At 63.6% G+C, this 24943-nt stretch carries 27 protein-coding genes; 2 read left to right on the forward strand and 25 right to left on the reverse strand.

Annotated features, from left to right (window positions below; genetic code table 11):
- The 17 genes from ACLKMW_RS17520 to ACLKMW_RS17600 all read right to left on the reverse strand — a co-directional run bounded on the left by ACLKMW_RS17520 (nucleotide 1) and on the right by ACLKMW_RS17600 (nucleotide 12887).
- Nucleotides 1-1992: a conjugal transfer protein TraG gene (locus ACLKMW_RS17520; RefSeq protein ID WP_415725774.1), complete on the reverse strand. Its 1992-nt coding sequence runs from the start codon at nucleotides 1990-1992 to the stop codon at nucleotides 1-3.
- A gap of 30 nt (nucleotides 1993-2022) precedes the next feature.
- Entirely contained in the window at nucleotides 2023-3786 is a 1764-nt protein-coding gene (locus tag ACLKMW_RS17525) for a relaxase/mobilization nuclease domain-containing protein (RefSeq protein ID WP_415725775.1), read from the reverse strand.
- Nucleotides 3787-4036: 250 nt separating this feature from the next.
- Complete coding sequence (locus tag ACLKMW_RS17530; RefSeq protein ID WP_415725776.1) at nucleotides 4037-4822, reverse strand: lytic transglycosylase domain-containing protein; 786 nt, start codon at nucleotides 4820-4822, stop codon at nucleotides 4037-4039.
- Nucleotides 4823-4825: 3 nt separating this feature from the next.
- Nucleotides 4826-5164, reverse strand: a complete 339-nt coding sequence (locus ACLKMW_RS17535) for a DUF736 domain-containing protein (RefSeq protein WP_415725777.1) — start codon at nucleotides 5162-5164, stop codon at nucleotides 4826-4828.
- Between the two features lie 68 nt (nucleotides 5165-5232).
- Entirely contained in the window at nucleotides 5233-5757 is a 525-nt protein-coding gene (locus ACLKMW_RS17540; RefSeq protein ID WP_458575176.1) for a S26 family signal peptidase, read from the reverse strand.
- Nucleotides 5758-5774: 17 nt separating this feature from the next.
- Complete coding sequence (locus tag ACLKMW_RS17545) at nucleotides 5775-6296, reverse strand: DUF2840 domain-containing protein (RefSeq protein WP_415725779.1); 522 nt, start codon at nucleotides 6294-6296, stop codon at nucleotides 5775-5777.
- Nucleotides 6293-6547, reverse strand: coding sequence for a hypothetical protein (locus ACLKMW_RS17550; RefSeq protein ID WP_415725780.1), 255 nt, complete (start codon nucleotides 6545-6547; stop codon nucleotides 6293-6295). Before ACLKMW_RS17550 ends, ACLKMW_RS17545 begins: the two co-directional genes overlap by 4 nt.
- Nucleotides 6544-7302, reverse strand: a complete 759-nt coding sequence (locus ACLKMW_RS17555; RefSeq protein ID WP_415725781.1) for a DNA-methyltransferase — start codon at nucleotides 7300-7302, stop codon at nucleotides 6544-6546. The genes ACLKMW_RS17550 and ACLKMW_RS17555 overlap by 4 nt, the downstream gene beginning before the upstream one ends.
- Nucleotides 7299-7937 (reverse strand): ParA family partition ATPase, encoded by a 639-nt coding sequence (gene parA, locus ACLKMW_RS17560; RefSeq protein ID WP_415725782.1) that lies wholly within the window; start codon nucleotides 7935-7937, stop codon nucleotides 7299-7301. Before parA ends, ACLKMW_RS17555 begins: the two co-directional genes overlap by 4 nt.
- Nucleotides 7934-9094: a replication initiator protein A gene (locus ACLKMW_RS17565; RefSeq protein WP_415725783.1), complete on the reverse strand. Its 1161-nt coding sequence runs from the start codon at nucleotides 9092-9094 to the stop codon at nucleotides 7934-7936. The genes parA and ACLKMW_RS17565 overlap by 4 nt, the downstream gene beginning before the upstream one ends.
- 17 nt (nucleotides 9095-9111) lie before the next feature.
- Entirely contained in the window at nucleotides 9112-9393 is a 282-nt protein-coding gene (locus ACLKMW_RS17570; protein ID WP_415725784.1) for a helix-turn-helix transcriptional regulator, read from the reverse strand.
- A 134-nt stretch (nucleotides 9394-9527) separates the two neighbouring features.
- Nucleotides 9528-10121, reverse strand: coding sequence for a DUF2285 domain-containing protein (locus ACLKMW_RS17575; RefSeq protein ID WP_415725819.1), 594 nt, complete (start codon nucleotides 10119-10121; stop codon nucleotides 9528-9530).
- Nucleotides 10042-10296, reverse strand: coding sequence for a transcriptional regulator domain-containing protein (locus ACLKMW_RS17580; protein ID WP_415725785.1), 255 nt, complete (start codon nucleotides 10294-10296; stop codon nucleotides 10042-10044). Before ACLKMW_RS17580 ends, ACLKMW_RS17575 begins: the two co-directional genes overlap by 80 nt.
- Nucleotides 10297-10404: 108 nt before the next feature.
- Nucleotides 10405-10668 carry a DNA -binding domain-containing protein gene (locus ACLKMW_RS17585; protein ID WP_415725786.1) on the reverse strand — a complete coding sequence of 88 codons (264 nt, stop codon included), beginning with the start codon at nucleotides 10666-10668 and terminating at the stop codon, nucleotides 10405-10407.
- Nucleotides 10669-10769: 101 nt separating this feature from the next.
- Nucleotides 10770-11021: a helix-turn-helix domain-containing protein gene (locus ACLKMW_RS17590; protein WP_415725787.1), complete on the reverse strand. Its 252-nt coding sequence runs from the start codon at nucleotides 11019-11021 to the stop codon at nucleotides 10770-10772.
- Nucleotides 11022-11406: 385 nt separating this feature from the next.
- The gene (locus ACLKMW_RS17595) at nucleotides 11407-12018 is read right to left on the reverse strand and encodes a hypothetical protein (protein WP_415725788.1); all 612 of its coding nucleotides are present in this window, start codon (nucleotides 12016-12018) and stop codon (nucleotides 11407-11409) included.
- A gap of 467 nt (nucleotides 12019-12485) precedes the next feature.
- Nucleotides 12486-12887, reverse strand: coding sequence for a single-stranded DNA-binding protein (locus tag ACLKMW_RS17600; protein WP_415725789.1), 402 nt, complete (start codon nucleotides 12885-12887; stop codon nucleotides 12486-12488).
- A gap of 575 nt (nucleotides 12888-13462) precedes the next feature.
- Between ACLKMW_RS17600 and ACLKMW_RS17605 the strand changes: the two genes are divergently transcribed.
- Entirely contained in the window at nucleotides 13463-13927 is a 465-nt protein-coding gene (locus ACLKMW_RS17605; protein WP_415725790.1) for an MFS transporter, read from the forward strand.
- 33 nt (nucleotides 13928-13960) lie between these two features.
- Here the strand turns inward: ACLKMW_RS17605 and ACLKMW_RS17610 are convergent, their stop codons facing one another.
- The 8 genes from ACLKMW_RS17610 to ACLKMW_RS17645 all read right to left on the reverse strand — a co-directional run bounded on the left by ACLKMW_RS17610 (nucleotide 13961) and on the right by ACLKMW_RS17645 (nucleotide 23387).
- Entirely contained in the window at nucleotides 13961-14377 is a 417-nt protein-coding gene (locus ACLKMW_RS17610; RefSeq protein ID WP_415725791.1) for a hypothetical protein, read from the reverse strand.
- Between the two features lie 164 nt (nucleotides 14378-14541).
- Entirely contained in the window at nucleotides 14542-15477 is a 936-nt protein-coding gene (locus ACLKMW_RS17615) for a DUF2493 domain-containing protein (protein WP_415725792.1), read from the reverse strand.
- 326 nt (nucleotides 15478-15803) lie between these two features.
- Nucleotides 15804-16841, reverse strand: coding sequence for a DUF7146 domain-containing protein (locus ACLKMW_RS17620; protein ID WP_415725793.1), 1038 nt, complete (start codon nucleotides 16839-16841; stop codon nucleotides 15804-15806).
- Nucleotides 16842-21197 (reverse strand): strawberry notch-like NTP hydrolase domain-containing protein, encoded by a 4356-nt coding sequence (locus ACLKMW_RS17625; protein ID WP_415725794.1) that lies wholly within the window; start codon nucleotides 21195-21197, stop codon nucleotides 16842-16844. It abuts the gene before it with no gap.
- Nucleotides 21198-21345: 148 nt separating this feature from the next.
- Nucleotides 21346-21990 carry an antitoxin of toxin-antitoxin stability system gene (locus tag ACLKMW_RS17630; RefSeq protein WP_415725795.1) on the reverse strand — a complete coding sequence of 215 codons (645 nt, stop codon included), beginning with the start codon at nucleotides 21988-21990 and terminating at the stop codon, nucleotides 21346-21348.
- On the reverse strand, nucleotides 21983-22399 hold the full coding sequence (locus tag ACLKMW_RS17635) for a hypothetical protein (RefSeq protein ID WP_415725796.1): 417 nt from the start codon (nucleotides 22397-22399) through the stop codon (nucleotides 21983-21985). Before ACLKMW_RS17635 ends, ACLKMW_RS17630 begins: the two co-directional genes overlap by 8 nt.
- Nucleotides 22400-22463: 64 nt before the next feature.
- Complete coding sequence (locus ACLKMW_RS17640) at nucleotides 22464-23024, reverse strand: hypothetical protein (protein ID WP_415725797.1); 561 nt, start codon at nucleotides 23022-23024, stop codon at nucleotides 22464-22466.
- Between the two features lie 198 nt (nucleotides 23025-23222).
- Nucleotides 23223-23387 (reverse strand): hypothetical protein, encoded by a 165-nt coding sequence (locus ACLKMW_RS17645; protein WP_415725798.1) that lies wholly within the window; start codon nucleotides 23385-23387, stop codon nucleotides 23223-23225.
- Nucleotides 23388-24381: 994 nt separating this feature from the next.
- Here ACLKMW_RS17645 and ACLKMW_RS26565 point away from each other — a divergent pair.
- A complete protein-coding gene (locus ACLKMW_RS26565; RefSeq protein WP_458575174.1) occupies nucleotides 24382-24927 on the forward strand; it encodes a cold-shock protein in 546 nt (181 codons plus the stop codon).
- Nucleotides 24928-24943 lie beyond the last annotated feature (16 nt).

The following is a 24943-nucleotide window of genomic DNA, read 5'->3' on the forward strand; positions in this document are numbered from 1 at the left end:
TCAAAGATCCATATTGTCGTTGGGGTCCATCGCGACCTGGCGAGCGATGCCGCTCATCTGGCGACGAAGCGCTTGCCGCTGGCGCGCGGCGTCCTCGGGTTCGTCGTCGAGGAAGGCCTTGAACTCGTCGGCAGGGTTCGGGTCGGTGGTTTCCTTGACGATGGCGACATGGTCGGGAAGCTCGGGTTCACGACGAAGGCCGCTATTCGCCGCGTCCTGCTCAGCCTTTTGAATCTCGGCGAGCAGGGCTGCGTCCGGCGCCTGTGGCTTCAGCTCCGTCCAGGCGTCCTTGCGCGTCGTGCGGCTGGTCTTGGTCGGGTCCGGTGGCGGCAGTACGCGCTCGGTGAAGCGCTTGTCCTCGAAGTAGCGCGCCTTGTTGGCCCGGATCGGCGGGGTCGCCGCCAGCATGACGATTTCGTCGTTGGGCGGAAGCTGCATGATCTCTCCGGGCGTCAGCAGCGGGCGAGCGGTTTCCGAGCGGGACACCATCAGGTGGCCGAGCCAGGGCGACAGGCGGTGCCCGGCATAGTTCTTCATCGCCTTCATTTCGGTAGCGGTGCCGAGCGCATCCGAGACGCGCTTGGCGGTGCGCTCGTCATTGGTGGCGAAGCTCACGCGGACATGGCAGTTGTCGAGGATCGAGTTGTTGGCGCCGTAGGCTTTTTCGATCTGGTTCAGCGACTGGGCGATGAGGAAGGCCTTCATGCCGTAGCCGGCCATGAAGGCGAGCGCGCTTTCGAAGAAGTCGAGGCGGCCGAGGGCCGGAAACTCGTCGAGCATCATCAGTACCCGGTGCCGTCGGGCCTTGGTGTGCAGATCCTCGGTCAGGCGACGGCCGATCTGGTTGAGCACGAGCCGGATGAGGGGCTTGGTGCGCGAGATGTCGGATGGCGGGACCACGAGGTAGAGGGTCGCCGGCCGCGTGTCCTCGATCAGGTCGGCGATGCGCCAATCGCAGCGCCGCGTCACCTCGGCGACGACGGGATCGCGGTACAAACCCAGAAAGGACATGGCGGTCGACAACACGCCGGAGCGCTCATTGTCGGACTTGTTGAGCAGCTCGCGGGCCGTCGAGGCGATAACGGGATGTGGACCGGCTTCGCCGAGATGCGGCGTGGTCATCATCGCCGCCAGTGTGGTCTCGATCGGACGCTTGGGGTCGGACAGGAAGCTTGCGACGCCGGCAAGGGTCTTGTCCTTCTCGGCATAGAGGACGTGAAGGATCGCGCCGACCAGCAGGGAGTGGCTGGTCTTCTCCCAGTGATTGCGCTTCTCCAGCGAGCCCTCGGGGTCGACCAACACGTCGGCCACGTTCTGAACGTCGCGCACCTCCCATTCGCCGCGCCGCACCTCGAGCAGAGGATTGTAGGCGGCCGATTTTGGATTGGTCGGATCGAACAGCAGCACGCGACCGTGCTTGGCGCGGAAGCCGGCGGTAAGCTGCCAGTTTTCGCCCTTGATGTCGTGGACGACGACGGAGCCCGGCCAGGTCAGAAGGGTCGGAACGACGAGACCGACGCCCTTGCCGGATCGAGTTGGCGCAAAGCACAGGACATGCTCGGGGCCGTCATGTCGCAGATAGTCGCGATCAAGCTTTCCGAGGACAACCCCATCGGGATTGAGCAGGCCCGCCGCCTTGACCTCCTGCGGTTTCGCCCAGCGGGCGGAGCCGTAGGTTTCGATGTTCTTCTGTTCACGGGCTCGCCAGACCGACATGCCGATGGCGACCGCGATGGCGATGAAGCCGCCGGACGCAGCGATGAAGCCGCCCTTGGTGAAGACGCCCGGCGCATAAGCGTCGTAGAAGTACCACCACCAGAAGATGGCGGGGGGATAATAGATCGGCGTCCCGGCCAGCACGAACCACGGCGTGCCGAGCTGGGCCTGATAGCCGAGTTGCCACGCGACATACTGCGTCGCCCCCCAGGTGGTGAGGAGGATGATCAGAAAGACAGTGAGGATTTGACCCCAGAGGATTTTGGTGGCGGACATTGGCCGGTTCCTTTCTTGCTGATTGTGGGGTTACAGGCCGAGGCCGCGCTGGCGCCCGAGACTCCATTCGATGCCGCCATTCCCCTTGGCGACGCCGGCGATATGCTGGCCGAGCTTCTTTTCGAGCGGCGGCGTCCAGGGCACGAGTTGGAAGCCGAGCCCGTTGTCGATCATGGCGAAGCGGCCTGAGGTGAGCGCGACACGCTGGCGATAGACCCCGGCGACATGCTCGCCAGCCTGCGCTTTCTGGTATGGCCGTCCGTGCTCGCTCTGTAGCTTCGCGCCAACGGCATCGAGCTCGCGTTGTCGCAGCGTGTTGAGGAGATCGCGTTGCAGGAGGATGCGCTGGCCCTGCCGCCGGGCAAGGCCTTCGTCAGCCAGATGCTCGGCGCGCGCCTGCATGGCGTCGCGCACCTCGGCGCCGAAGCCTCCCATGGACATCGGCATCGCCTCGCGCTCGACCAGGCGATGATCCAGCCAGGTCGCGCCCGGCGCTGTGATCTGGCGGTTGAGATCGAAATCTGATCGGTTGGCGAGCGCCAGTGTCGGGCGGGAATCGTCTGGGCCGCCGAAGCGGCGCACCTCGACGACGCCGCCAATCGGCGGGGCGTGCTCGAAGGCTTCGATTCCGCGGAAACGGACATGGTGCGCGCGGCCGTCCGTGCCGTCGATCACGGCATAGGCTTCGCCAGTCAGCTCGTCATGGAGACCGCGATCGACCAGACGGCCAATGATGGGGGAACCCGCCCCGCCGCCGTCGATCGTGTAATTGCTGACGCCCCGATCCTGGCCGCGTTCGGTGAAGGCCCGATGCATGGTCTTGATGATGTCGCCGCGCATGCCGAGGTCGCGCAGCGTGCGTTCGGCCTGCAGCCCGACGGTCCACTCGCCCGGAGCGCCTTGTGCAGCGAGCTCCATCTTTTCGAGGTGCTGGAGCCTGCCGACCATCAGGCGACGCAGCGACGGATCGGTCTTGCCGTTCGGTTCGGGGCGCAGGTCGATGAAGCCGGTCTCGTCGGCGGCGATGCGGATTTCGACATCGAGGCGCGTCCAGCGTTCTGCGGTGACCTCTTTCTCCAGGGCGTTGCGAACTTCGTGTTCGGGTTTGGGGCCGAGCTCGAGGGAGACGAGATCCTCGGCGCGGGAGCGCAGGCCGCGGCTGATGTAATCGCGCGAGATCACCAGGTCGGCGCCGGTCTCATCGACGCCGCGCACAAGAAGATGCACATGCGGATTGTCGGTGTTCCAGTGATCGACGGCGACCCAGTCGAGCTTGGTGCCGAGATCCGATTCCATCTGGCTAGCGAGGTCGCGGGTGAACGCCCGTAGATCGGTCATGTCGCCCGCGTCTTCGGGCGAGACGATGAAGCGAAAATGATGCCGGTCATCCTTGCAGCGATCGGAGAAGGCGAGATCGTTGGCGCGCTCGTTCGCCGCGTCGAACATCACTCCCTTCTCTCCATCCCGGCTGACGCCCTCGCGCTTGAGATAGGAGAGATGGGCCGAGAGCGGCGCTGAGCGGAACGATTTGCCCTGGTGGCGCACGACGCGCACCTTGACTACGACGCGGCGCGAAGCGCTGAAGATGCGCGAACGGCTGAAGCTGGTCCTGCCACGGCCAAAGGTCGAATGCCCTCGGCTGGCCCCTCGCTTGACCGCTTGCCGTTCTCCGGAACTGTGCCCGGCCTTCTTCGACGCCCTCAGCACCTGGTTGATGAAGCTCTTCGTCTTGGGTGCGCGGGTGGATTTGATACGGCCAGGCCGGATGCGGAAATCGCTGTCGCCCTCGCTCATGAGAGGGCCCTTTCCGAAGGGGCAAACGGGCACAGTGCCGGAAATGCCATTGAAATCGCTGTAGAAAACAACAATCGCGGCACGCGACCCGACCGACCGGCACGCCAAAAGCCAAGCCATATCAATGGCTTGTGCGAAATTGGTGATGGCCTTTTATCTCGCCGTCCTGCTGTCGTTGCTCTCTGATCCTCCCTGCCTTCCGCCCATCCCTCGCCGGACCGCGCCACGCTGCGCCATGGTGCGAACGTGGTCATGGCCGGTCACCCTCATCGGCGCGGGCGACGAAAATGCCGCCGGTTTGCGTGGTGCGGGCGGAATCTTCGCCTGATGACGGCGCATTCGCAGCGCCGATGTGCTGCCGTTCGGATGTCGGTTGACCGGCATCCAGGCTGTGGGCGGACGGCGTAACGAAGAGCGGCGCACGTCGCCAGGCGTGCGGATCGGCGGCGGCAACCGCGACAGTCCCTGACGTAGTTGCCGACAGATTTCCCCCGCCGACCAACGGCGCGAGCGTGGCGACATAGGCGCGGGTTTCCGCCGGGAGGGGGCGACCAGCGAGGTATTCCTCGTAGCGACCGGGGCCTGCATTGTAGGCCGCAAGGAAGCCCGGCGATCCGTAGCGATCGTACATTTCGCGCAAGTAGGCCGTGCCTGCGATGATGTTGTCGCGAGGGTCGAACGGATCGCGACCAAGGCCGTAGCGGACGCGTAGTTCCGCCCAGGTAGCGGGCATGACCTGCATCAGGCCCATCGCGCCCGCTGAAGAGACGGCGCGCACGTCATCGGCGCTTTCGACGCGGCGCACCGACCTGATCCAGTGTTCGGGAATGCCGAAGCGCTGCGAGGCCTCCGTCACGAAGGCGGCATGGGGATCGCGAGACGGTTGCGCGGCCGACGGCGCGCTCTGCGCCAGAACGGCGAGCGGTGGCGCGGCGGTAAAGGTCAGGCCGGAAAGGAGAAGGAGGATGATGTGCCGGGCAGCGCGAGGCCGCCCGGCTGACATCGGCGATTCGGGGTTCGCACGAACGATCCGCATGATCTATTCCCGTTCGCCGCGCTTTTGCGGGCGGCTCCAGTGCAGAGACCATGACGTCGCATCCGCGCCGTTCTGGAACAGGCGGGCGCGGACCGGCTGCAGGAAGCTGGGATCGTCGATCAGCAGCGACAGATACTCGCCGGCCTTCTCGCTGGACTCGGTCCAGGCCGCGCCGATCTCCGGTCCGTTGTCGTCGGAGCCGAGATGGATGCGGTAGTTGGGCGCGTTCTCGACATCGGACGGATCGACCGGAACGATGCTGAGTTCGCATGTGAGTGCGAGAGTCTGGATGCGGCCGGTGAAGCCGGTTTCCTCGCGGGTAAATTCGCCGATCTGTGGCATGATGGTTTCCTTTCGTGAAGCGGTGAAGAGGGTGGCGGCGAGCGGTCAGCCCGCCGAAGGCAGGGCGTTCACCGCGTTGGCGCCCGCCATTCGAAGCGGCCTTCGCCGTCCTCGTCGGTCCACAAGGGAACCGCGCGGCCGATGACCGAACTGGTTGGGATGGGACCGAAATAGCGCCCGTCGAGGCTGTCGGGCACGTCCCAGTTCATGAGGAAGACATCGCCCTTGGCGACGACACGGCAGCCCTGCCAGTCGGGCAGCGGACGGCCGGTGCGGTCACGTTCCAGCGCTGTTCCCATCTCCACGCTATCGACCGTGATCAGGAGGCCGGAGCGGCAGACGGTCTGGCCGGGAAGACCGAGTACGCGTTTCAGCAGCGGTGTGTCGCGCGGCAGATATCCGCCATTGGCTAGGAAGCTGGCGATCGGTTCGGGCGCATCCACCGCGACCAGATCGGTCACTTCCAAACGGCCTGTTGGCTCGACGGAGTAGAGACCGATCGGCGTGCTGGCCGACGCGTTCCAGATGAGTTTGGTGGGTGTTTCGATCCACGACGAGATAGCAATGGTGTTTGCCGCTACGAGGGTCGCCATGGCCCATTTGAGATCGATCATGGAGCGATCCTCCGTCGCTTGATCCACGCCTGATGCTGCGCACGCGTGTAGCTGCGCGGCTCGTGGCTGGCGGTGAGACGGTTGTGAACGTGCCGCCAGTAGTCGGGCGCGGCGGCAGCGGGATTGAGCTTCAGCGCTTCGATTCCGTCGATCAGTTGCAGGACGCGCTCGACCTTCGGCCAGCTCTCGATCTTGAGCAGTATGTCGCCGCCGGGGCGCACGAAGGGGAGCGTCTGGTAGGCTTCGCCGGGCTCGACCGCGCGCACGATGTCAATGCGCGAGATGATCGTGCCGAAGTCGTTGGAGGCCCAGCGGACGAAGGCGAAGATGGTGTCCGGCCGGAAGGAAAGGACACGGCGGCGGCGGTCGAGGATAGTTTCCTGCGCGTGGTCGCCGAACCTGATCCAGTATTCGATCTGCTTTTCCACCCATGTCAGCTCGACATGGGTGAGACGGTCGGATGGCGCTGACGACGGCATCGGGCCGCCGCGCATGCGGGGTGCCGCGATGCCGGTCATGAAGGATCTCCTGGGGTTTGCGGGAATTCGCGCGCGAGCAGGTCGCGCAACATGTCGGCGACGGTGACGCCGCGCTGGAAGGCGGCGATCTTGATCCGGCCGCGCAGGTCCGGCGTGATGTCGATCGTCAGCCGGGCGGTGAAACCAGGGCCGGATGACGGCTTGGACGACGGTTGCTCGGCGGCCTTGATCCAGTCGTCGGGATCGGTTGGGCGGGCGGCGAAGCCGTGCTTGCGAGGCGGTTTCGTCATTGGGCGTCTCCCCCGGAAAACGGGAGCAGCGCGGCGAACCGGACGGCGGCTTTGCGCGCCGTGGCCGGATCGATTTCGCAGCCGATGTAGCGGCGACCGGAGAAACGGCAGGCTTCGCCGGCCGCGCCCGATCCGGCGAACCAATCGCCGACGAGACCGCCGGGCGGGCAGCTTGTGCGGACGAGGTTATCGATCAGGCCGGACGGCTTTTCGGTCGGATGGATGGCACGGCCATGCGCGTTGCGGGCGTAGATGACCGAGCGCATCAGGTGCGGCCCGCCGTCCTCACTGACATAGTGCGTGGCGTTAATATGGCCGGTATGGGGCGGACGTTTCTTGCGGCGTACGGCGCGCGCGGCCGTGTCGGGCGTCGTCTGCACGACTTTGCAGGCAGAGCCCCATGGCGCATTGGCGCGGTAGAACTGGACGGCGAGTTCATGGACGCGCTTGAAGCGGTCGGCGTGGAAGCCGGAGCCGTTCTGCTTCTCCCAGACGATCTCCGGCGCGCATTTCCAGCCGGTGTCGTCGAACGACGCGGCGGTCGCTATGAAGCAGCACAGCGAGCCGAAGACCCACATCGAGCCGGACGGCCGCATCGCGGCCCTGGCGAGCAGCAGCCAGCCCTCAACACGGCGATCCCAGACGAGCGACGTGTCGCCGTAGGGCGGATCGGCGAAGATCATGTCGAACGGGCCATGCGACGGTATGAGGCGGCGGCAATTGCCTGCAAGAATTGCGGGAGCGGGGATGCTCATGGCGCGAGCCTCCCCACTTCCGCGGCGAGCGCAGTGACCTCGCGTGCGGCCGCGCTGTTATGGTCGGCCTCGAACACCAGGCGCCCGGATTGCGCCATGTCAGCGAAGGCGACGCGCTGGCCGATGGTCGCAGATAGCAACGGCGGGTCGTGCTCGGCCAGCGTCTCGGCCGTCTCGCGGGCAATGACGGTGCGTGCGCCGCAACGGTTGAGGACGAAGCGCGCGACGAGCTGCGGGCGGTAGATGCGCGCCTCGGAGAGCAGCGTCAGCATTTCCGCCGAGGCCCAGCCATCGAGCGGCGACGGCTGCACGGGGATCACGAGGAGATCGGCGGCGAGCAGTGCCGAACGCATGAGCCCTGCAACGCGCGGCGGTCCGTCGATGACGACATGATCGGCGTCACGCGCGAGCTCGGGCGCCTCGCGGTGCAACGTGTCGCGCGCCAGGCCAACGACGCCGAATAGGCGCGGCAGGCCCTCGCGGCTGCGCTGCTGCGACCAGTCGAGGGCCGACCCTTGCGGGTCGGCGTCGATCAGGGTGACGCGCTTGCCCTCGCTAGCCCATTGACCGGCGAGATGCAGCGCCAGCGTCGTCTTGCCGACACCGCCCTTCTGATTGAGGAGCGCGATAATCATTCCGCACCTCCGGGCTTGTCGCCGAAGGAGAGGTGCGGAGGACGGGAAGAAGAGCGGTCCGTAAACGCGGATTTACGGAAAGACTGATCAGGTGTAGTCTTTTGCAGTTGTGTTTTTTCGGCCTGTTCTGGCCTGGCGGCGATGTTTTCCACATCGCGCGCGCGCTCTTCAAAGTTAGATTCTTGGTTAGACTCTAAGTTAAGGGCGCGATTTTGTCTTTTGCGTCCGTAGCTTACACCCTGTTTCGGTTCCCGATAGCACGAGCCGTCGGTTCCCGATAGCACGATAGGCCGGGTTCCCGATAGCACGAGGCCGTCCACAGGTTGTCCACAGGTCGCGGCTGGTTCGAAAGCAAGCAGCAGCCGGCCGCCGACTTCGACTTCCAGGAACAGGCTGTAGCCAGGCAGAGGCTGGCGCCGGATGATGTCGCGAAGCTCGAAGGCGAAGCGTTTGAACGGCGACAGACTGCCGGACTTCTGATGCAGATGCCGGAAGTCGAAACGCCATCCGTTGCGCTGCTTGCCGCCGTGCTTGCGCACGATGCGGTAGAGCCAGCGATCAAGACCGCCGGTGAGGCCGAAGTAGTCCCTATCGATGGTTAGCACGAGCGCATCGTCGAGGACGGCGCGGTAGAACCAGTCCGGCACGATCAGTTCGATGCCGGCGGGCCGACCCTGGCGGTCGGTGCGCTCTTGCCACTCGTTGATCCAGGAGAAGCGGTGGCGGCGGCCCTCGGCCGGCTGGCGGATCGAGGTTGCGACCGTGGTCGACTGGAGCCTGTCGAGCGCGGCCTTCAGGCGCTGATAGTCGCGCATCGACACGCCGCGGCCGATGAAATTGAGAATCTCGTAGGGTGTCGCGGCCATCAGGCGCGAGGTGCGAAGACCCTTGTCGCGCGCCTCGACGATCTGGCTCGCCGCCCAGATCAGGATGTCGGCATCCCAGATCGTGGCCATGCCATGATCGGGAACCGCCTCGACGCGGATACTCACGTCGCCGGCGACGAAATCGATCGGCGCGGTGCGGTGTGACTTTGAGAGGGAGAAGAAGGGATAGGCCATGAGGTCCTGCGCGTCGCGGGGCGCGAAGTCGCCGGGGAGCGCGTGGAACAGATCGAGTTGTCCGCGCTCCGGGGATGGGCGATGCCGCGCCGTCATTGAGAAGACCGCGCCGATCAGCGGGCGTGACGACCGACATGGGCTGTCGGTGCGGGATCGTGGCGTTTCGCGGGCAGCACGCTGCCCCGCGGATCGGAGGTAGACGTCACGGAGCCGCGGTCAGCCCAGGCTTCCAGCTCGTCGACGGAGTAAACGACGCGTCCGCCGAGCTTGCGATAGGCTGGTCCGGTGCCGTAGGTCCGGTGCTTTTCGAGGGTGCGGGCCGAGAGGCTCAGGAATTCGGCGGCTTCCTTGGTGCGGAGGAAGCGCGGCGGCAGGGTCGCGAGATTGGCGTTCATGGTGGCCTCCGTGGTTTTCGCGGGAGCCGCTGGTGATCAGCGGCGGACGAAGGCCACGTTGGCGAAGAAGAATTGGCAGGGGGGAGTGCGAACTTAGGGTGGCTAAAATCGCACACCCTGAATCGCAGGAAAGGTTAGGAACGGCGGCGGTGGCGAAGCAACTTGCGATAGCCACTATCGATCATGGCGAAACCATCCTTGACCAGATCGATCACGGCGTCGCGCAATGCTGAGGTTTTCCAGGGATCGCTGGCCACGCGTTCGACACCGAAAATGGCCTCGGCTATCTGGCGGTAGTCGGCATCGTTCATGCGGCCGTCGACTGCCCGCATCATGTTTTTGAGGCGGCGGCGCTGCTGGGCGGTCATGCGGGTGTCCTTTGGGACCGCGAGACCGTAGAGGCTTCGCAACAGGCGCGTGAGGCTCTGGGCTCGATCGAGACCGTGTGCGTCGATCGGTATGACTGCCGCGATCGGCTGACCTGGCCACAGGCCCTTCAGCGCGATCAGATGGAGGCGGCCACTTTCGGTGAAAACCGAGATATGCAGGCCTTCAGACGAAGCTCGGTGAACATCGGTGTCGAGATCTGCGAGAACGCGCGGAGTCTGGGGCTGTCCTGGCGCGGCGCCGATATGCAGAACGCTGGTGTCAGTTTCCGGTGTCCAGAAGACGGGCTGCTCGAGAGCGTTCAGGCTTGGGCGAGCGGGGAAATCGCAAGCCCCAGCGATTGCCGATTTCTTCGGCTTTGATTTCCGCGTTCACGGGTGTTCTGACGATGTCAGCAAAGTCTTCCTGGTATTTTTGGTTGCGCCGCAAACATTCCCACGCGAGCGCATCTACATCGGCGTTGTTCCAGTAGTCATAGGTAGATGATGATCGCCATTCTTTTGTGTCGGGCGTCATGTTGATCCTCCCCGTGCAGCGAATACGCGTACAGTGCGAATTGATTCCGGGGATTCGAATGTTTTTCTAGGCCATGGCTAGCAACGCGTGTTGCGTAGCGGGCAACGCTCAGTGTGGACGGCCGCGTCTAAGCTGTCGATAACCGTGTTCTGTCATCCAGTGAGCGCGAGCTAAATGACTGTCGTGAACGCGATGCGCGCGTTCAGGTTCAGTCATAGGGCAGATGCCGAAGAGGATCTCTACGGCTTCGCGCCAGTCCGCACCATCGGCCTCGGCATCAAGCAGGCGGGCATAGAGCTTGACGTGCTGACGGTCATACTCAGTGAGCGCAAGACTTGTTGGAGCTTCGTCGAGGAAATCAATTGTCGTCATTAAAAAACACGCAGCGTCCTTGAATGGCCGTGGCAGATTCACTCGCCACTACAGCATGATGATGACAAGCAGGAGGCAGGGAATATGACGAACGGCTGTGCTTATCTGCGTTGGGCAGCTTCTTGCGCATCGACAAGCATGACTCCTTCATTGCGTCCCGATTTGATGAAGGCGATGCCCTCGGCCTCAAGCGCCCTGCGTACCTGATCGCTGGTGCTTTCGTACACACGAAGACCATCAGCCGACTCCATGCGTTTAAGCGCGGTCAGCGACACTTTGGCCTTGTCAGCGAGCATCTCCTGTGTCCAACCCAGCAATGCGCGCGCGGCCCGTGTTTGTCGGGCGGTGATCATACATGATCACCTCCACAGCCAGTAACCGTCACGCCAGAACTACGGCTATTATAGACGTAGTTTGCTCGGAATGCGACCTAAAATCGGTGTTCGTTTGCGATTCAGCAGGCTTCTCAACTCCGACTGATTCGGTCGCAGTTAGTGTGCTCTTTCCGGAGCGCGAGGGAGAGGAGATAGGGGTTTGGGGAAAGAGGAGGAGGGAACCGTCCCTCTTTCCCCATGGGAGGGTTCGAGGGAGGGGCTTGCCCTTCCCTCGAGGGGAGAGTTTGAGAGGGGTCGGCGAAGCCCCTCTTTCATAGCCAGGTCTGCCGGTCGAGCCGGCGGACCTGGCTCCTGACTGAAAGGAAGAGGCGAGAGGCGGCCTTTGCCGCCTCTCGCCTGATCTTCAGGCTTGCTTGCCCAGAGTATCCCCATGGACACGGTGATGGATGGCCGACAGCGGATCTTCGCTGTCGAGACCATGCAGGTCCTCGTAGCATTCGGGATCGAGATCGTCTGGATCGGGACGATCAATGTCCCATCCGCTGAGGTAGGTGGTGAAGCGCACGCCAGTTTCGCCGTGGATCTGCGCGATGATCTTGTCGAGGCCGCACAGTTCGTCGCCAGCGACGTCCTGGATGGGCGGGTGTGCATCGTGGAAGGACACCCACACCTGGCTGCGCGGATCGTACCATTCGCGCGACCCGTGATCGATGTAGATTCTGTTTTCAAGGAGATCGTTGCCTTCGGGATCGCACCAGAATTCCATGAACTTGTGTTCGCAGTTCCAAAGCCACTCGGCCAGATCCTCGCTCTTGGCGGGATCGGTATTGAGGAGGAGACGGCGCTGGGCAGTTATGGACCAACGCATGTCATCGGATAGTTGGCGCAACTCCTGCTCCAGACGATCGTGCGCCCGAAGCGCGAGATCGTTCGTGCAATCGAGACGGTTTGCAAGGACGAGGATGCGAAAGCCCGAGAACTTGGCGAACAGATTGAGGAAATCGATATCAGACATAAGAAGCCTCCTTTTCGTTCTGACGAAAAAGAGACCGCACTGTAGGCGCGAGGGGTCAGGGATCGCGTTAGCGACCGGTGGAGCCGGCGAGCGGAGGAACCGATTTTCTGACAGCGCCCTCGTGGCGTTGGCTGAAAATTGGAGGGGCCGCGATGTCCTTGACGCCGGAGTGGCGAGTGCAAAATAGCAAGTCAGAGAGAGATAGCCCGCGGTCCCGATCAGGGGCCGCGACCGTACTGGGATGGGGCGGTTTGGAGGGGGTGGTCCACCCCCTCCATGGGTGGGGGAGCTGGAGGGGGCGGGGCTTGCCCTGCCCCTTCAGGGGAGAGTTCGAGAGGGCGGCTTGCCCCCTTTCGTAGGACTCCAGGCCGGTCGATCCGGTCTGGAGTGCCTGTTTCTTGAGACTGCCGGGCGGGAACATGAATAGGCCCGGCGGCTTTTACCGCCGGGCCCTCCGACGTTCCCGCTCAGAACGGGATGTCATCGTCGTCGATGAAATTGCCGTCGTCGTTCTGGGTCTGCTTGGCCCGGCTCAGGAAGTCCACCGTCTCGGCGATGATCTCGCAGCCGTAGCGGTCAACGCCCTGCTGGTCGGTCCACTTCGTGTAGTGGAGACGGCCGCGGACCAGAACCTTCATGCCCTTTTCGCAGTGTTCCTGGACCGTCTTGCCGAGGCCGTTGAAGCAGGTGATGCGGTGCCATTCGGTGTCCTGCACCCGGTAGCCCTTCTCGTCGCGGACGACGCGGCCTTCGGAGTAGCGCGGGCGCGAGGTGGCGAGAGTGAAGTGGGTGATGTTGGTGCCGCCCTGGGTGGTGCGGGCTTCAGGATCCTGGCCGATGTTGCCTGCGAGGATGACGATGTTCTGCATGGTAGTTCTCCGTTGCTTCATCCGGAGGGACCGTCCCTCCGATGATGCCCGGCCAAGACCGGCGGGAGATGCCTGCACTGACGCTCGCGTCAGCTTGACCCGTAAGGCCCGGAGTGGTGCGGGCAGTCGCTTCAGCGACAACTCGGTCCGGAGCCGCGCGGGTTGCGGTCAGAAACCGAACGGGATTAGGGGATCAGTCAGGAGGAGGGATTGGTCTCTTCAGAGAAGCCACAGGACGGGGACAGCCAGCAGAACCTTCCTCATCATAGGCAATGACGGGCTCCCCCGGAAAACCCAGTGCCTCCCTGCGGTATCATCGCGCTCATCATGCAGCCGAATATCCTGCTTCCGCCACTCGGTTCCTGGCCGAGCTGTTCATTGCGAAGGGTTACCGGGTGCAGGAGACCGTTTGAATGGAACCAGCATCATTAAACCGCAGGAGCGTCGGGTCAGATTGCGAAGAACGCATGATGGTCGATGGCCTGTCCAGCCACTGCTATTGCGAAATGGACTGATGAAATTGGGCCGACCAACGCACGGCTGGCCTCTTCGTCATTGGATCGGGTTTCATGCTCATGCGGTTTGCGGCGAACGGCGATGGTGCAGGCTGGATCACGATGCTGCCCGGTTGTGTTCTGGCGGGAATTGGCGTGGGGTTGATCAATACGCCGGTCGCTAACACTGCCGCGGCGGCTGTGCCGGCGGAGCGAGCGGGGATGGCGTCAGGCATGGACATGAGCGTTCGCATGATTGTGCTCGCCATCAGCATAGCTGTGATGGGGTTTGTCCTACTTTATGGGATTCGGGGCGGGTTCGGACCTGATCAGGTGGCTGAGCCGCACTTCACGGCAATCGCCGAAGCGATCGCCGCCGGAAATTTCAAGGTGGGGGAAGGCGCAGGAATTGGCGAGCCTGCCGCCCGGCAGGCGCTCGCGAACGGCTTCACCTGGGTGATGCTTTACGGAGCGCTGTGCGCATGGGCACTTGCGACTTTGAGCGTCATTGTTCTGAGCGGAAGGAAGCTCGCCGCAGCGCGCTGATTTTGGGTCGGCACCTAATCGTAGGTGCTTTGGTCAGCGCGACAGGACGGCGGTGCCAAGCGCGTTGAGGTTGAGCATCGCGGCGATACCGATAAACAGGCCCCCCGCGCCGCCAAGCAGATTGAGCACGATCGACGAGTCGATCGCGTTCTTCGTGATGCCGTAGACGAGCGCATATCCAGCGATGGCGGCGGGCACGGCGAAGATGGCAAGAGCGATAAGGCGGAGTGCCGGGTTTCTTGCAAAGCCAAGCACGGCGATGACCAGGCCGACCGACAGCAACGCGGCGCCGAGGGCGGCGAGACCTGACATGAGGAAGCCAGCGCCCGTTCCATAGGCGTACTGGAACGCGGTCAGACCGACCATGAATGGAAGGGCATAGATGGCGAAATTGTAGGCGATGATGCAAAGCGCGATCGAGAGGGAGATAGCGAGCAGGATCAGGGTCATGGAAGCCTCCACACAAAGGTCTGTGGGTCACGACAGGCTGCCAAAGGATAATTCCGCCTGCGACTAATCTACTTCGCCGTTTCTCCAATAATCTTTGAATTGAGCCAGAAGACGCTTTGACAGTCAAGCAAAGCCGGCTGCTGGAGCCGCCTTTGGGCGGCGCTTTATGCGCCGCCGTCGAACTTCATGACCGGGATGCCGAGCTTGCGAGCCTTGTCCGCAAGGTTTTCCTGGATGCCGGTGCCCGGGAAGACGATGACGCCGACCGGCAGGATATCGAGCATCGCGTCATTGCGTTTGAAGGGCGCGGACTTGGCGTGTTTGGTCCAGTCGGGCTTGAAGGCGACCTGCGGGACTTTGCGGTTGTCGGCCCACTTCGCCGCGATCAGCTCGGCGCCCTTCGGAGATCCGCCGTGAAGCAGGACCATGTCGGGATGCTTGGCATGGACCTGATCGAGACGGGCCCAGATCAGGCGATGATCGTTGAAATCGAGACCGCCGGTGAAGGCGACCTTGGGACCGGCGGGCAGCATCACCTCGGTTTCCGCCCGGCGTTTGGCGGCGAGGAAGTCGCGGCTGTCGATCATCGCCGAGGTCAGGTTGCGGTGGTTGACCATCGACCCGGAGCGCGGGCGCCATGCTGAACCGGTGTGGCGTTCGAACTGCTCGGCGGCGACGTCGCGAAAGAGCTCCATGCTGTTGCGCCGCTCGATCAGGGTCTGGCCTTCAGATGTCAGGCGCTCCAGTTCGACGGACTTGACCTCACTGCCATCCTGTTCCCGCTGGCTGCTGCGCTGGGCCTGCTCGTTGTCGTCCAGTTCGCGTTCGATTCTGGCGGTGGCGCGATGGAAGAGATTGGCTGTTCCCCAGAGCAGCTCGTCGAGATCGGGTTCAAGGCGGGTGTCGCCGAGGGTGGCGATCAGGGCGTCGAAGATGTCGGCGACTGCGCCGGCGACGGCATTGCCTTCAGGAAGCGGCCTTGGATCGGGTTCATCCTGAAACGGACGGTAGCCATAGAGCTGGAGCTCGGTGAGGATGTGGTCGGTCGGGGATGAGGTGTGGACCGGCTCGAAACCTGTCTCGTCATATTCGGTTTGCATGGCGCTTCCTTCGTCGGATCGACCGCGCCCATCGCGGCCTTCATGGCGACGAAAGCCCACGGGCGGGACGGGCTGGCAGTCCTCGCGCTCGCGCGAGGGCCTTGATGGCCGGGTCCGGCTAATTTGTTTCGCGCTGCAAAGGCGGCTCTGCCGCCGGCGGAAATTAGCCGGACGCGGCCATTGCCTGCCTGGCCCGTTTGTGGGCCGATCGCCCTCTCAAGAAGGCCGTGGGCTGCGGACTCTCCGATGGCAGGCGGGAGCGCCAGACCGGATTGGGCTGAGACAGAAGACGGTTCCCATGCTCAACCCCTCTTCAACCGCCATCCTCATGTCTCCATGAAGCGGCTGACGTCTTCAGGTATGATCCGAGCCCGTAGGGCTGCCCGAAGCGCATCGATGCCGAGATGGCGCAGGTCCTCATTGAAGTCCCCGCACGCCGGTGACAGGACAACCGTTTCGATACCGACGTTTCGCGCTCGCTCGACCAGGCAGTCACGTGCGGCATCACCCGCCGGATCGGAATCGCGCACGACATAGAGCCGCCGTAGCGTTGCGGGGAACAGGATGGCTGCGAGGTGCGCGGCCGAGAGCGCCGCCATCATCGGCATACGCGGCAGACCCGAGCGTGCTGACAGCACGGTCTCGATCCCTTCGCCCGCCGCGAGAACATCGTCCACCATGCCGAAGCGGACGCCGTGTCCGAGGAGATGGCCCATCGCGCGCCGAGGCGTATCGACAGGGGCTTTGTCAGCGCCATCAGGCAGGAGCCAGGTGCGATGCGCGCCGGTCTGGGCGCCGCCAAGGTCGGTGACGGCAGCGATCATGGCGGGCCATGTTTCGGTGGGGCCGTGACCTTCGGGGCGATAGTAGCAGCGTGGATGGAAACGAAGGGCTCCGGTTTCGTGCAAAGCCGTAATGCCGCGTTTGCGCAGATGCGTCTCCACGACTGTGCCCGCAATCGGCTGCGCCATCGCGAACAGACGCCGGGACGCTTGCGGCGATCCGGCTGGTGCTGTTACCGGCCGGGAAACAGGCTGCGGTTCAGGCTCGGGTCTGGGCAGACTGAGGAATGATCGGGCTTCCTCGGCGACATCCTTGAAGTCGACGAGGCCGCAGCTCTCACGGATGACGTCGAGCAGGTCGCCATGTTCGGCCGTTGCGGCGTCGGTCCATTTTCCTGCTGCGCCCTTGCCGGATTCGGGTCCGGTAAGGCGTACGAACATCGAGCGGCCGGGGGTGTTCTGGACATCGCCGACCAACCAGTAGCGGCCCTCGCGGTGACCGTTCGAGAGATAATGCTTGCACACCGCCTCGGCCTGCCGACCGAGACGTTGCGCAAGTTCCGAAGCGTCGTAGCGAGCCATTTACGCCGCCTCTCGTTCGCCGATGCGCTGAACGGGGTAACGCTCCAGCACCTTGGCGAGGATCGCGGGGCCGGTGGCATCGGTGGGTACGAACATCCTCAGCTTCCACGAGATGATCTCGTGGAAGAGGCCGTAAGCTCGCAGGCGATCTCGCATGACATCGGTGAAGCCGGACAATTCTATCCGGTTGGCGCCCATGACGCGGCTACGGCGAAGCTGAAGGCCTTCGGTGAGATCAAGGATGGTCTTGCCGTCCGTCAGTGCCAGAAAGGCGTCATCGGAGGTCAGCGTCGTCGTGCCGGTCGTCATGGCGCTCGCGACCCAGGCCGGGGATACGCGGCGTCCTACGATGCGTTCGCCCTCGTCGGTCTGAAGCCGGTAAACTCGTGTCGAATCAGTCGGAAGGCGCTTCCAGATCGGCAACAGCAAGCCGCTGACGACATGGATCGTGCTGTCGACAAACTCCGGCACCTCGGCGACCTCGGCATTCCATGCCGATGTGAAAGCGGCCCGGTCCGATTCAACCCAATGGGTCTCGCCCATCATCTTGACCGGGACATTGTGCGCCTCCATTGGCCGGATCAGGCGAATGCGGCGCTCGATTTCGCCATCGTCGAGCATGACGCTGGTGGTCGGGATCTGCACGGCCGCACGGCCTGAGCGTTCATTGATGAGTAGCTTCGCCCGAGGATCGTTAAGCTGATCGAGAGCGTCAGCGAGGGACACTGGACGGTTGCGCTCACGCTGCGTGATCGTCAGTAGCCGGGCCTCCGCCCCGGTGGCGGCATGGACGTGGATGGTCTGGCGGTTGGTGACGACGAAGCTTTCCGCGCGCAGTGTTTCCAGGCCGATGTCGTAGTTGCCGCTGGCGATCGCGCCTTCGATCTTCGCATTGAGAAGCTGCTCAAACGCGGTGAACAACACGCCCTGCAATTCGATAGTGAGCGCCAGAAGGCGGTTGAGGAAAGTCGTGATCGGCGGGAGCTCGTCCTTGATGCCGGTGTCGTCCATCAGCTTGAGGCCGGTGGCTTCCTCGAACATCTGGAGAGAACAACCCTCGACTTTACCGCGGACCAGCAGAAGATAGAGCTGGCGCAGGGCGTCTCGGGCGTATTGGGATTCCAGATTATCCTCTGGGCGGAACAGTCCCTGGCCGCCGGTCTGGCGCTGGCCGCGCGTGATCGCGCCCAGCGTGTCGAGGCGCCGGGCGATCGTCGACAGGAAGCGTTTTTCCGCCTTCACGTCTGTCGAGATCGGACGGAACAGCGGCGGCTGCGCCTGATTGGTGCGGTTGGTGCGACCCAGCCCCTGGATGGCGGCGTCGGCCTTCCAGCCGGGCTCGAGCAGATAGTGAACGCGCAGGCGCTGGTTCCTGGCGTTGAGGTCGGCGTGATAGGAGCGCCCGGTGCCGCCCGCGTCGGAGAAGACCAGGATGCGCTTCTGATCATCCATGAATGCGGCGGTTTCAGCGAGATTGGCGGAGCCGGCGCGGTTCTCGACAGCGAGGCGATCGACACCGCCAGGGCTTGTCCTGCGGACGATCCGTCTTGAACGCCCCGTTACCTCTGCGACGACATCGGTCCCGAAGCGCTGGATGATCTGGTCGAGGGCGCCAGGAACGGGCGGCAGCGAAGCCAGTTTCTCGATCAGGCGGTCGCGACGGGCGACGGCTTCCCGGCTTTCGACGGGCTGACCGTCGCGATAGACCGGGCGGGAGGACATGTTCCCCTCACTGTCGGTGAAGGGCTCATAGAGCTGAACCGGAAAGGAGTGGGCGAGGTAGTCGAGGACGTATTCGCGCGGGGTGATGTCGACGCGCACGTCGTTCCACTCCTCGGCCGGAAGCTCAGCCAGGCGCCGTTCCATCAGGGCTTCTCCCGTGGACACGATCTGGATCACGGCGGCGTGGCCGTCTTCCAGATCGCGCTCGATCGACCGGATCAGGGTTGGGGTCTTCATCGACGTCAGGAGATGGCCGAAGAACCGCTGCTTGGCCGACTCGAAGGCCGAGCGGGCGGCGGATTTGGCCTGTCGGTTCAATGTGCCGGAGCCGCTGTCGCCGCCGGTGATGTTGGCGGCCTGCATGGCGGCGTCGAGATTGTTGTGGATGACCGCGAAGGCGCCAGCGTAGGCGTCGTAGATGCGCGTTTGCTCAGCGGTGAGCTGATGTTCGACCAGTTCGTATTCGACACCGTCATAGGACAGCGACCGGGCGGTATAGAGACCGAGGGCGCGCAGATCGCGGGCGAGGACCTCCATCGCTGCGACGCCGCCGGCCTCGATGGCCTCGACGAACTCCGCACGGGTCGAGAAGGGGAAATCCTCGCCGCCCCACAAGCCGAGCCGCTGAGCATAGGCGAGATTGTGGACCGTGGTCGCGCCGGTGGCCGAGACATAGACAATGCGCGCATTGGGCAGGGCGTGCTGGAGGCGCAGTCCCGCACGCCCTTGCTGCGACGCGGCGACGTCGCCGCGTTCTCCCTTGCCGCCTGCGGCGTTCTGCATGGCGTGGCTTTCGTCGAAAATGATAACTCCATCAAAGTCGGAGCCCAACCATTCGACGATTTGGCGGACACGCGAAACCTTCTCGCCGCGCTCGTCGGACCGTAGCGTGGCGTAGGTTGTAAACAGGATGCCTTCCGGCAGCCGAATGGCCTTGCCCTGGGCGAAGCGCGAGAGAGGCGTGACGAGCAGGCGTTCCATGCCCAGTGCGGACCAATCGCGCTGCGCGTCTTCCAGAAGCTTGTCTGATTTGGAAATCCAGACGGCTTTGCGGCGGCCTTGCATCCAGTTGTCGAGGATAATGCCGGCCGATTGACGGCCCTTGCCGGCGCCCGTTCCGTCGCCCAGCATGTAGCCGCGTCGGAAGCGGATGGCGTCCTCGACATCTTCAGGCGCCGCCGACACAACATCGAACGTCTCGTCCACGGTCCAGGACCCGGCGAGGAAGTCGGAATGGGCTTCGCCGGCATAGATGACGGTCTCCAACTGGGCGTCGGAGAGGATGCCATCGGTGGTAATGGTCGCCGGCAGTCGGGGTCGGTAGCTGGGTTTCGGTGGGGCGACCGAGGCCATGGCGGCCGATTGCACCAGCTTGGTCGGGTGAGCCTGAGAACCGGGAATACGGAGCGCCTGCAAACCGTATTCTTCGTAGATCGCATCGGTGATGCGGCCGTCCTCGGCGGGCGTCCAGTGCACAGTCTCATAGGTGAGTTCGACGCCTTCGGGTTCAGCGACGGGATGCACAGGAGCGGATGCGGCGACGCGGGTGAGATAGCCGCGAACGGTGCGTGGGGCGACAGGGGGAGCCGCCGGCGCCGGGAGCGCGACCTCGACCGGCAGCCGGGCCGGAACATGATCGCCGATCCAGCCGATCAGCGTAGCGGCATCGGGCGCGACGCCAATGGATGCCGGGAACGCGGCCGGATCATCGGCGGGTCGTTTGTCGATGACGATCAGCCGGGTGTCGATGGTCGTACCGTGCTTGGCATAGACCGAACCGTCGATCGCGGCGGTGAACACCACGCGACCATGTTCCTGAAGGCGGATGAAGGAGTCCCGCCAGGCCGGAGCATCGGGGGCAAAGTTCGCGCCGGTGATCGTCACCAGCCGCCCGCCGTCAGCCAAACGCGCCAGCGCCGAGGCGACATGGCGATAGGCGGCGTCAGCCATGCGGCCGGAGACGTTCGCCACCACGGAGAACGGCGGATTCATCAGCACGACGCTCGGTACGATGTCGGGGGGCAGATGGTCGTGGATCTGCGCGGCATCGAACCGGGTGGCGGGATTGTCCGGAAAGAGATGGGCGAGGAGAGCGGAGCGGGTTTCCGCCAGTTCGTTGAGCACAAGCGACCCGCCGGCGATCTTGGCCAGGATGGCGAGCAGTCCGGTGCCGGCCGAAGGCTCGAGCACCCTGTCGGCGGGCGTGATCGCGGCGGCGGTCGCGGCGATCAGCCCGAGTGGGATCGGCGTCGAAAACTGCTGGAAGGTCTGGCTCTCTTCGGAGCGGCGCGTGTGGGTGGGAAGAAGCCCGGCGATCTTTGTGAGAAGCGGCAGGCTGGCGGCGTGAGACCCGGCTTTCCGGAAAAGCGCCTTTCCGTATTTGCGCAGAAAGAGAACGGTCGCAGCCTCGCAGGCTTCGTAGGCGGTTTTCCAATCCCAGGAGCCGGTGGCGTCGGATGCGCCAAAGGCGGTTTCCATTGCGCCGCGCAGCGTGGGGGCGTCAACGCGTTGGCCGCGTTCGAGATGCGGCAGCAGCAGTCCCGCCGCGATGTATAGGGCGGCCGCGGTGTTCTTTTCAGCGGCAAGTGACAACGGCGCGGTCGAAACCGCTGCGGATGCAGAAATCATGTTCATGGGGAGACCTCGGGAGAGCGGATGGATCGAGCCGCACGGCGCTCTCTCTCAACCGCACCAGCTCAAACCCATCCCGGCCTTCCTCTGCCTCTCAAGACGCGGCATCGGTCGGAATGCAAAAGCGCCCCCGAAGGGGCGCTTGCCTTGATCATCCGAAGCGACGACCAGTCTCGGTGAAGGTGTATTGGTTTGCCGCGATGGAATCGTCCACGGCCTCGTCCGAGGAGAGGTGGTCGTACTCTCGTTCAAGTTGCTGGTAGAGCCAGCGGGCCAGATCGCGCAGCGCTTCGGTGATGGCCTCTTCGGCATCCGCCGTCATGTCCTGCCAGGACGGGCTGTCGCGCTCGACCGAAATCGACATGCAATATTCGTGATAATAGTGGCCGCGATGGCTGGCCTCGGCTCGAAGCTGGTAGAAGTTGCGGCGTTGCACGGCCTGAAGCCCATCGGCGATGCGGTGAAGCTCGGTGTCTTGCGGGGCGTATTCCCTGATCCTGCGCGGGGCCTCTTTCTGGTAGGAGTAGAAGGTCTCGAAGCAGGCGCCATCGCCCTGGCTCCAGAATCCGCGGAACCAGATGCAGGGGGTCTGGCGGGCGCCGCCGCCCATGAGGCGGATGGTCCGCGTCTTGAGCGCCAAGCCGAGGATTTCCGCGATCCGCTGGAAATCCTCGTAGACGGCGTCATGCCAATCGGAATCGAAGCCGCCTTCGCGATACCAGGCACGGGCTTTCTCCTTCGCCGCGTCGGAGAGCTCGTCTAGCCTGAAGACTGTGGTTTGGACGATCTCAGGCATCGGGATCGCCTCCATCGAGAACCTGGGCGAGCCAGCCATCGGTGTAGGTCCATGCGATCGTTTCGCCGGTGGCGAGGTCGAGGACGTGAGCGCCGCCGCCGAAACCGTCCAATCGGGGCCGGGAGCAGGTATTGGCGTATTGGAAACCCCAGAGACCGGTCAGGCCGAATGCCGTGGCGCAGTCTTTGACGAACCGGATCAGGTTCTCCGGATCGCCTGTGACGTCGTCGCGCATCCAGAGCTGCGTGCCGCCATGTTCGGGCTGGATTGACAGGAGGAAGCCCTCGGACGGCGGGTCTTCCGATGCGCTCTCCTTGGAGAGGCGGTTGTAGAGATCGAGTGCGCGCGCGGCGTTGTCGGGCGTACCGACATCGAGCAGGCAGGAGAAGTGGGTGAAATAGTCGGCCATCTCAGGCTCCTGAAACGAAAAATCCGGCGCGATGGCCGGACGTTGGGGTGGACGATGGTGGTGGTCAGGCGGCCAAAGCCAGCGCTGTGCGGGTGGGTTCGCGCCAGAACTTGTCGACCAGCCGGCTCTCCAGAATGCTGGCGCTGAAGCGCAGCTCTCTGGCGGCATCGGAATTCTGAACGGCCTCTTTGAACGCCTGTCCGCGCAGGCGGCTGGCGGTGGTTACGATCTTGCGGGCTTCGCCATCGGATGAGACGGGTTCACTCCATCGAATGATGTCGATGCGAACTTCGCCGGCAGCGACCAGGCCGCCCTCGGCGTCCAGAATGGCGACGATGCGCGGTGCGAAGGTCCAGGCGCTTTTGCCCGAGGCCCCGAAGTCCCCTTCGGCAATGCACCGTTCGGCTTCGGCGATGGCGTCACCGTGCGAACGGCGCTCAGCGATCCGAAGGGTGTGATCGAAGGAGATGGCTTCGGCGTCGGGGTCATCGTCGATGAAGGTCGCGACTCCGAAGCATGTGATGCGAAGCGGATATTTCGAGGCGCTGTGAAGGCGGGAGATCAGGCGATCGAACGGCAGTGCCTCAGTGCGTGCGAAGGTGCTGGAGTGAGAAACATAGGTCATGGTGCTGTTCCACGACGAGCGGCGGGAATCTCTTTCCCGCACCTCATCCCGTCACTGAACGCCCAGCCTTCCTCTCACTCTTTCGATCTGAAGGTGCGCCCAAGGGGCGCTCGGCCGTTTCTGGAATGGTGGCGCAAGCCGGCATGACAAAGCCCGGATGCGTGTCGCTCCGGGCTTCTGGCTTGAGGCGTAAACGCCTCATTGCCAGGGGTCGATTTCGAGCTGAACCATGTCCTCGTCGCCGTCGAACTCGCTCGCCACCATGGCGCTGTGGGTTCCGTCACCGGCGCGAAACACGATGATCGCGACCATCAGGGTCGAGGCGAGGCTGGCGGCGAAAGCGGTGGCATCTGCATAGGACATTGTTCCGGCTCCTGTCTTTTGGAGGCGGGGGACCATCCCCCGCCGCAACAGGCGCCCGAAGTGTCTGACCGGATCTGCAATCACCCTTGCGCGTTCGGCCTGTCCGAATCCGCAAGGGCGGCACGCTCGCGTAAGCCGACCCCTCGCGGGTTGAATGCAAAGAAGACGGATCAGACCAAGGTTGGCGAATGGAAGCGGGGGATGGTGTTTTGCCTCTGAAGGCAGCCGGATCATCAATCTCTGTGCATTGCCCCAGCTTGCGCCTGCGCGCGATGATGAAGTCGGGATGCTCGTAGGTTCGTGCCGATCGAACACGACCTTTGGTGCGCTACGGCGGCGTATGAGGCGAAGGATATTCGTTCGAATTAATGAGAATACTATGAGGCGAGGCTTACCTCAGAATGGCTTTCCTAGACGCTTGAAGCTTTGATGCCGCCTCTAGTTGAGGTGACACCATGAGCAGAAATGCACTCTTGCGGGAAACCATGAAGACGAACACGAACACCCCTTCGGCGTGGCGTATGGCGATGACCATCATCGGCGTCGCCTTTGGGGTGCGGGAAAAGCCTGACGCCCAAGACCAACGCGGCGGTCGAAGCTCATGATGAGTGGTTATGTGACACACAGCTCGGCGAATGCGGGCGTCAAGCGACGTCGGTATACGGTCGTCGAGAAGTCCTCGGGGTGGTGCATCAGCCTGAACGGTGTGACCACGGGAGCGTTTCCGAGCCGTGCGGCAGCCGCGAAGCTGGCCCGGAGCCTCCAGCATCAGGCCGACAATCTCAATCACGTCCAGGACCGGAAAGCTCATTGAGTGAGCAGAACCGGCTGGCCATTTGCGAGGAAGATGCAGAGGTCGGCGGACTCGCCGACATTGCCGCTCGAAATAAATGAAACTGACAAACCATCAGAAGTTCGTCGGCGTGATGGCGATGATCATGTTCCTGCTTGTCGGCGGGGCGCTGTTCATTCTCGCGCGCCTGTTGGAATGGATATGACAAGACAGATGCGTATGAGCGCCGTTCAGCCCGGGGATGTCCAGAAGGGCTCCGTGAAGTTCTTCAACGCTGAGAAGGGCTATGGTTTCATCGGGCCGAATGATGGCGGACCCGATGTCTTCGTCCATGTGTCTGCGGTGGAAGGCCCTGAAACCGCGGCCTTGGACAAGCAGGATCTTGTGGAGTTCGAACTGGGCCAGCCACAGGATGGTCGGCGAAACTTCGCCCTGCGGGTAAGGCTGCTGCAAAGGGCGCGCCGACCCTCCACCGGAAAGTCGACCGGGCGGTCTTTCCGAAGCGGCAGCGGGCTAGAAGCAGCGGGTCGGGGCTCCGGCGTGGTGAAATGGTTCGACGTCAGCAAAGGCTTCGGTTTCATCACCCCGAAAGATGGCGACAAGGACGTTTTCATTCACGCCAGGGTGCTGAAGCGCGCCGGCCTGACCGATCTCATCAGCGGCGAAGCCGTTTCTTTCGATCTCCAGGTCGACCGGCGCAGTGGCCGCCTTTCGGTTTCAAAGATCATGAGGCTGGCGCCCCTGTAGCAGCGATTGGGCGAGC

This window comes from Borborobacter xinjiangensis (assembly GCF_047739745.1).
Taxonomy (GTDB): Bacteria; Pseudomonadota; Alphaproteobacteria; order Rhizobiales; family Rhizobiaceae; genus Pseudaminobacter.

Bases quoted from the DNA above. Each gene is read 5' to 3' on its own strand.
- ACLKMW_RS26565 (WP_458575174.1), top strand. From the start codon at position 24,382: ATGACAAGACAGATGCGTATGAGCGCCGTTCAGCCCGGGGATGTCCAG.
- ACLKMW_RS17595 (WP_415725788.1), bottom strand. From the start codon at position 12,018: ATGTCTGATATCGATTTCCTCAATCTGTTCGCCAAGTTCTCGGGCTTT.
- ACLKMW_RS17620 (WP_415725793.1), bottom strand. From the start codon at position 16,841: ATGGCTCGCTACGACGCTTCGGAACTTGCGCAACGTCTCGGTCGGCAG.
- ACLKMW_RS17615 (WP_415725792.1), bottom strand. From the start codon at position 15,477: ATGCAAACCGAATATGACGAGACAGGTTTCGAGCCGGTCCACACCTCA.
- ACLKMW_RS17555 (WP_415725781.1), bottom strand. From the start codon at position 7,302: ATGAGCATCCCCGCTCCCGCAATTCTTGCAGGCAATTGCCGCCGCCTC.
- ACLKMW_RS17535 (WP_415725777.1), bottom strand. From the start codon at position 5,164: ATGCCACAGATCGGCGAATTTACCCGCGAGGAAACCGGCTTCACCGGC.
- ACLKMW_RS17570 (WP_415725784.1), bottom strand. From the start codon at position 9,393: ATGAACGCCAATCTCGCGACCCTGCCGCCGCGCTTCCTCCGCACCAAG.
- ACLKMW_RS17605 (WP_415725790.1), top strand. From the start codon at position 13,463: ATGCGGTTTGCGGCGAACGGCGATGGTGCAGGCTGGATCACGATGCTG.
- ACLKMW_RS17625 (WP_415725794.1), bottom strand. From the start codon at position 21,197: ATGAACATGATTTCTGCATCCGCAGCGGTTTCGACCGCGCCGTTGTCA.
- ACLKMW_RS17635 (WP_415725796.1), bottom strand. From the start codon at position 22,399: ATGGCCGACTATTTCACCCACTTCTCCTGCCTGCTCGATGTCGGTACG.
- ACLKMW_RS17565 (WP_415725783.1), bottom strand. From the start codon at position 9,094: ATGACGGCGCGGCATCGCCCATCCCCGGAGCGCGGACAACTCGATCTG.
- ACLKMW_RS17530 (WP_415725776.1), bottom strand. From the start codon at position 4,822: ATGCGGATCGTTCGTGCGAACCCCGAATCGCCGATGTCAGCCGGGCGG.
- ACLKMW_RS17610 (WP_415725791.1), bottom strand. From the start codon at position 14,377: ATGACCCTGATCCTGCTCGCTATCTCCCTCTCGATCGCGCTTTGCATC.
- ACLKMW_RS17580 (WP_415725785.1), bottom strand. From the start codon at position 10,296: ATGACGCCCGACACAAAAGAATGGCGATCATCATCTACCTATGACTAC.
- ACLKMW_RS17585 (WP_415725786.1), bottom strand. From the start codon at position 10,668: ATGACGACAATTGATTTCCTCGACGAAGCTCCAACAAGTCTTGCGCTC.
- ACLKMW_RS17630 (WP_415725795.1), bottom strand. From the start codon at position 21,990: ATGCCTGAGATCGTCCAAACCACAGTCTTCAGGCTAGACGAGCTCTCC.
- ACLKMW_RS17600 (WP_415725789.1), bottom strand. From the start codon at position 12,887: ATGCAGAACATCGTCATCCTCGCAGGCAACATCGGCCAGGATCCTGAA.
- ACLKMW_RS17520 (WP_415725774.1), bottom strand. From the start codon at position 1,992: ATGTCCGCCACCAAAATCCTCTGGGGTCAAATCCTCACTGTCTTTCTG.
- ACLKMW_RS17525 (WP_415725775.1), bottom strand. From the start codon at position 3,786: ATGAGCGAGGGCGACAGCGATTTCCGCATCCGGCCTGGCCGTATCAAA.
- ACLKMW_RS17590 (WP_415725787.1), bottom strand. From the start codon at position 11,021: ATGATCACCGCCCGACAAACACGGGCCGCGCGCGCATTGCTGGGTTGG.
- ACLKMW_RS17550 (WP_415725780.1), bottom strand. From the start codon at position 6,547: ATGACGAAACCGCCTCGCAAGCACGGCTTCGCCGCCCGCCCAACCGAT.
- ACLKMW_RS17645 (WP_415725798.1), bottom strand. From the start codon at position 23,387: ATGTCCTATGCAGATGCCACCGCTTTCGCCGCCAGCCTCGCCTCGACC.
- ACLKMW_RS17545 (WP_415725779.1), bottom strand. From the start codon at position 6,296: ATGACCGGCATCGCGGCACCCCGCATGCGCGGCGGCCCGATGCCGTCG.
- ACLKMW_RS17540 (WP_458575176.1), bottom strand. From the start codon at position 5,757: ATGGCGACCCTCGTAGCGGCAAACACCATTGCTATCTCGTCGTGGATC.
- ACLKMW_RS17640 (WP_415725797.1), bottom strand. From the start codon at position 23,024: ATGACCTATGTTTCTCACTCCAGCACCTTCGCACGCACTGAGGCACTG.
- parA (WP_415725782.1), bottom strand. From the start codon at position 7,937: ATGATTATCGCGCTCCTCAATCAGAAGGGCGGTGTCGGCAAGACGACG.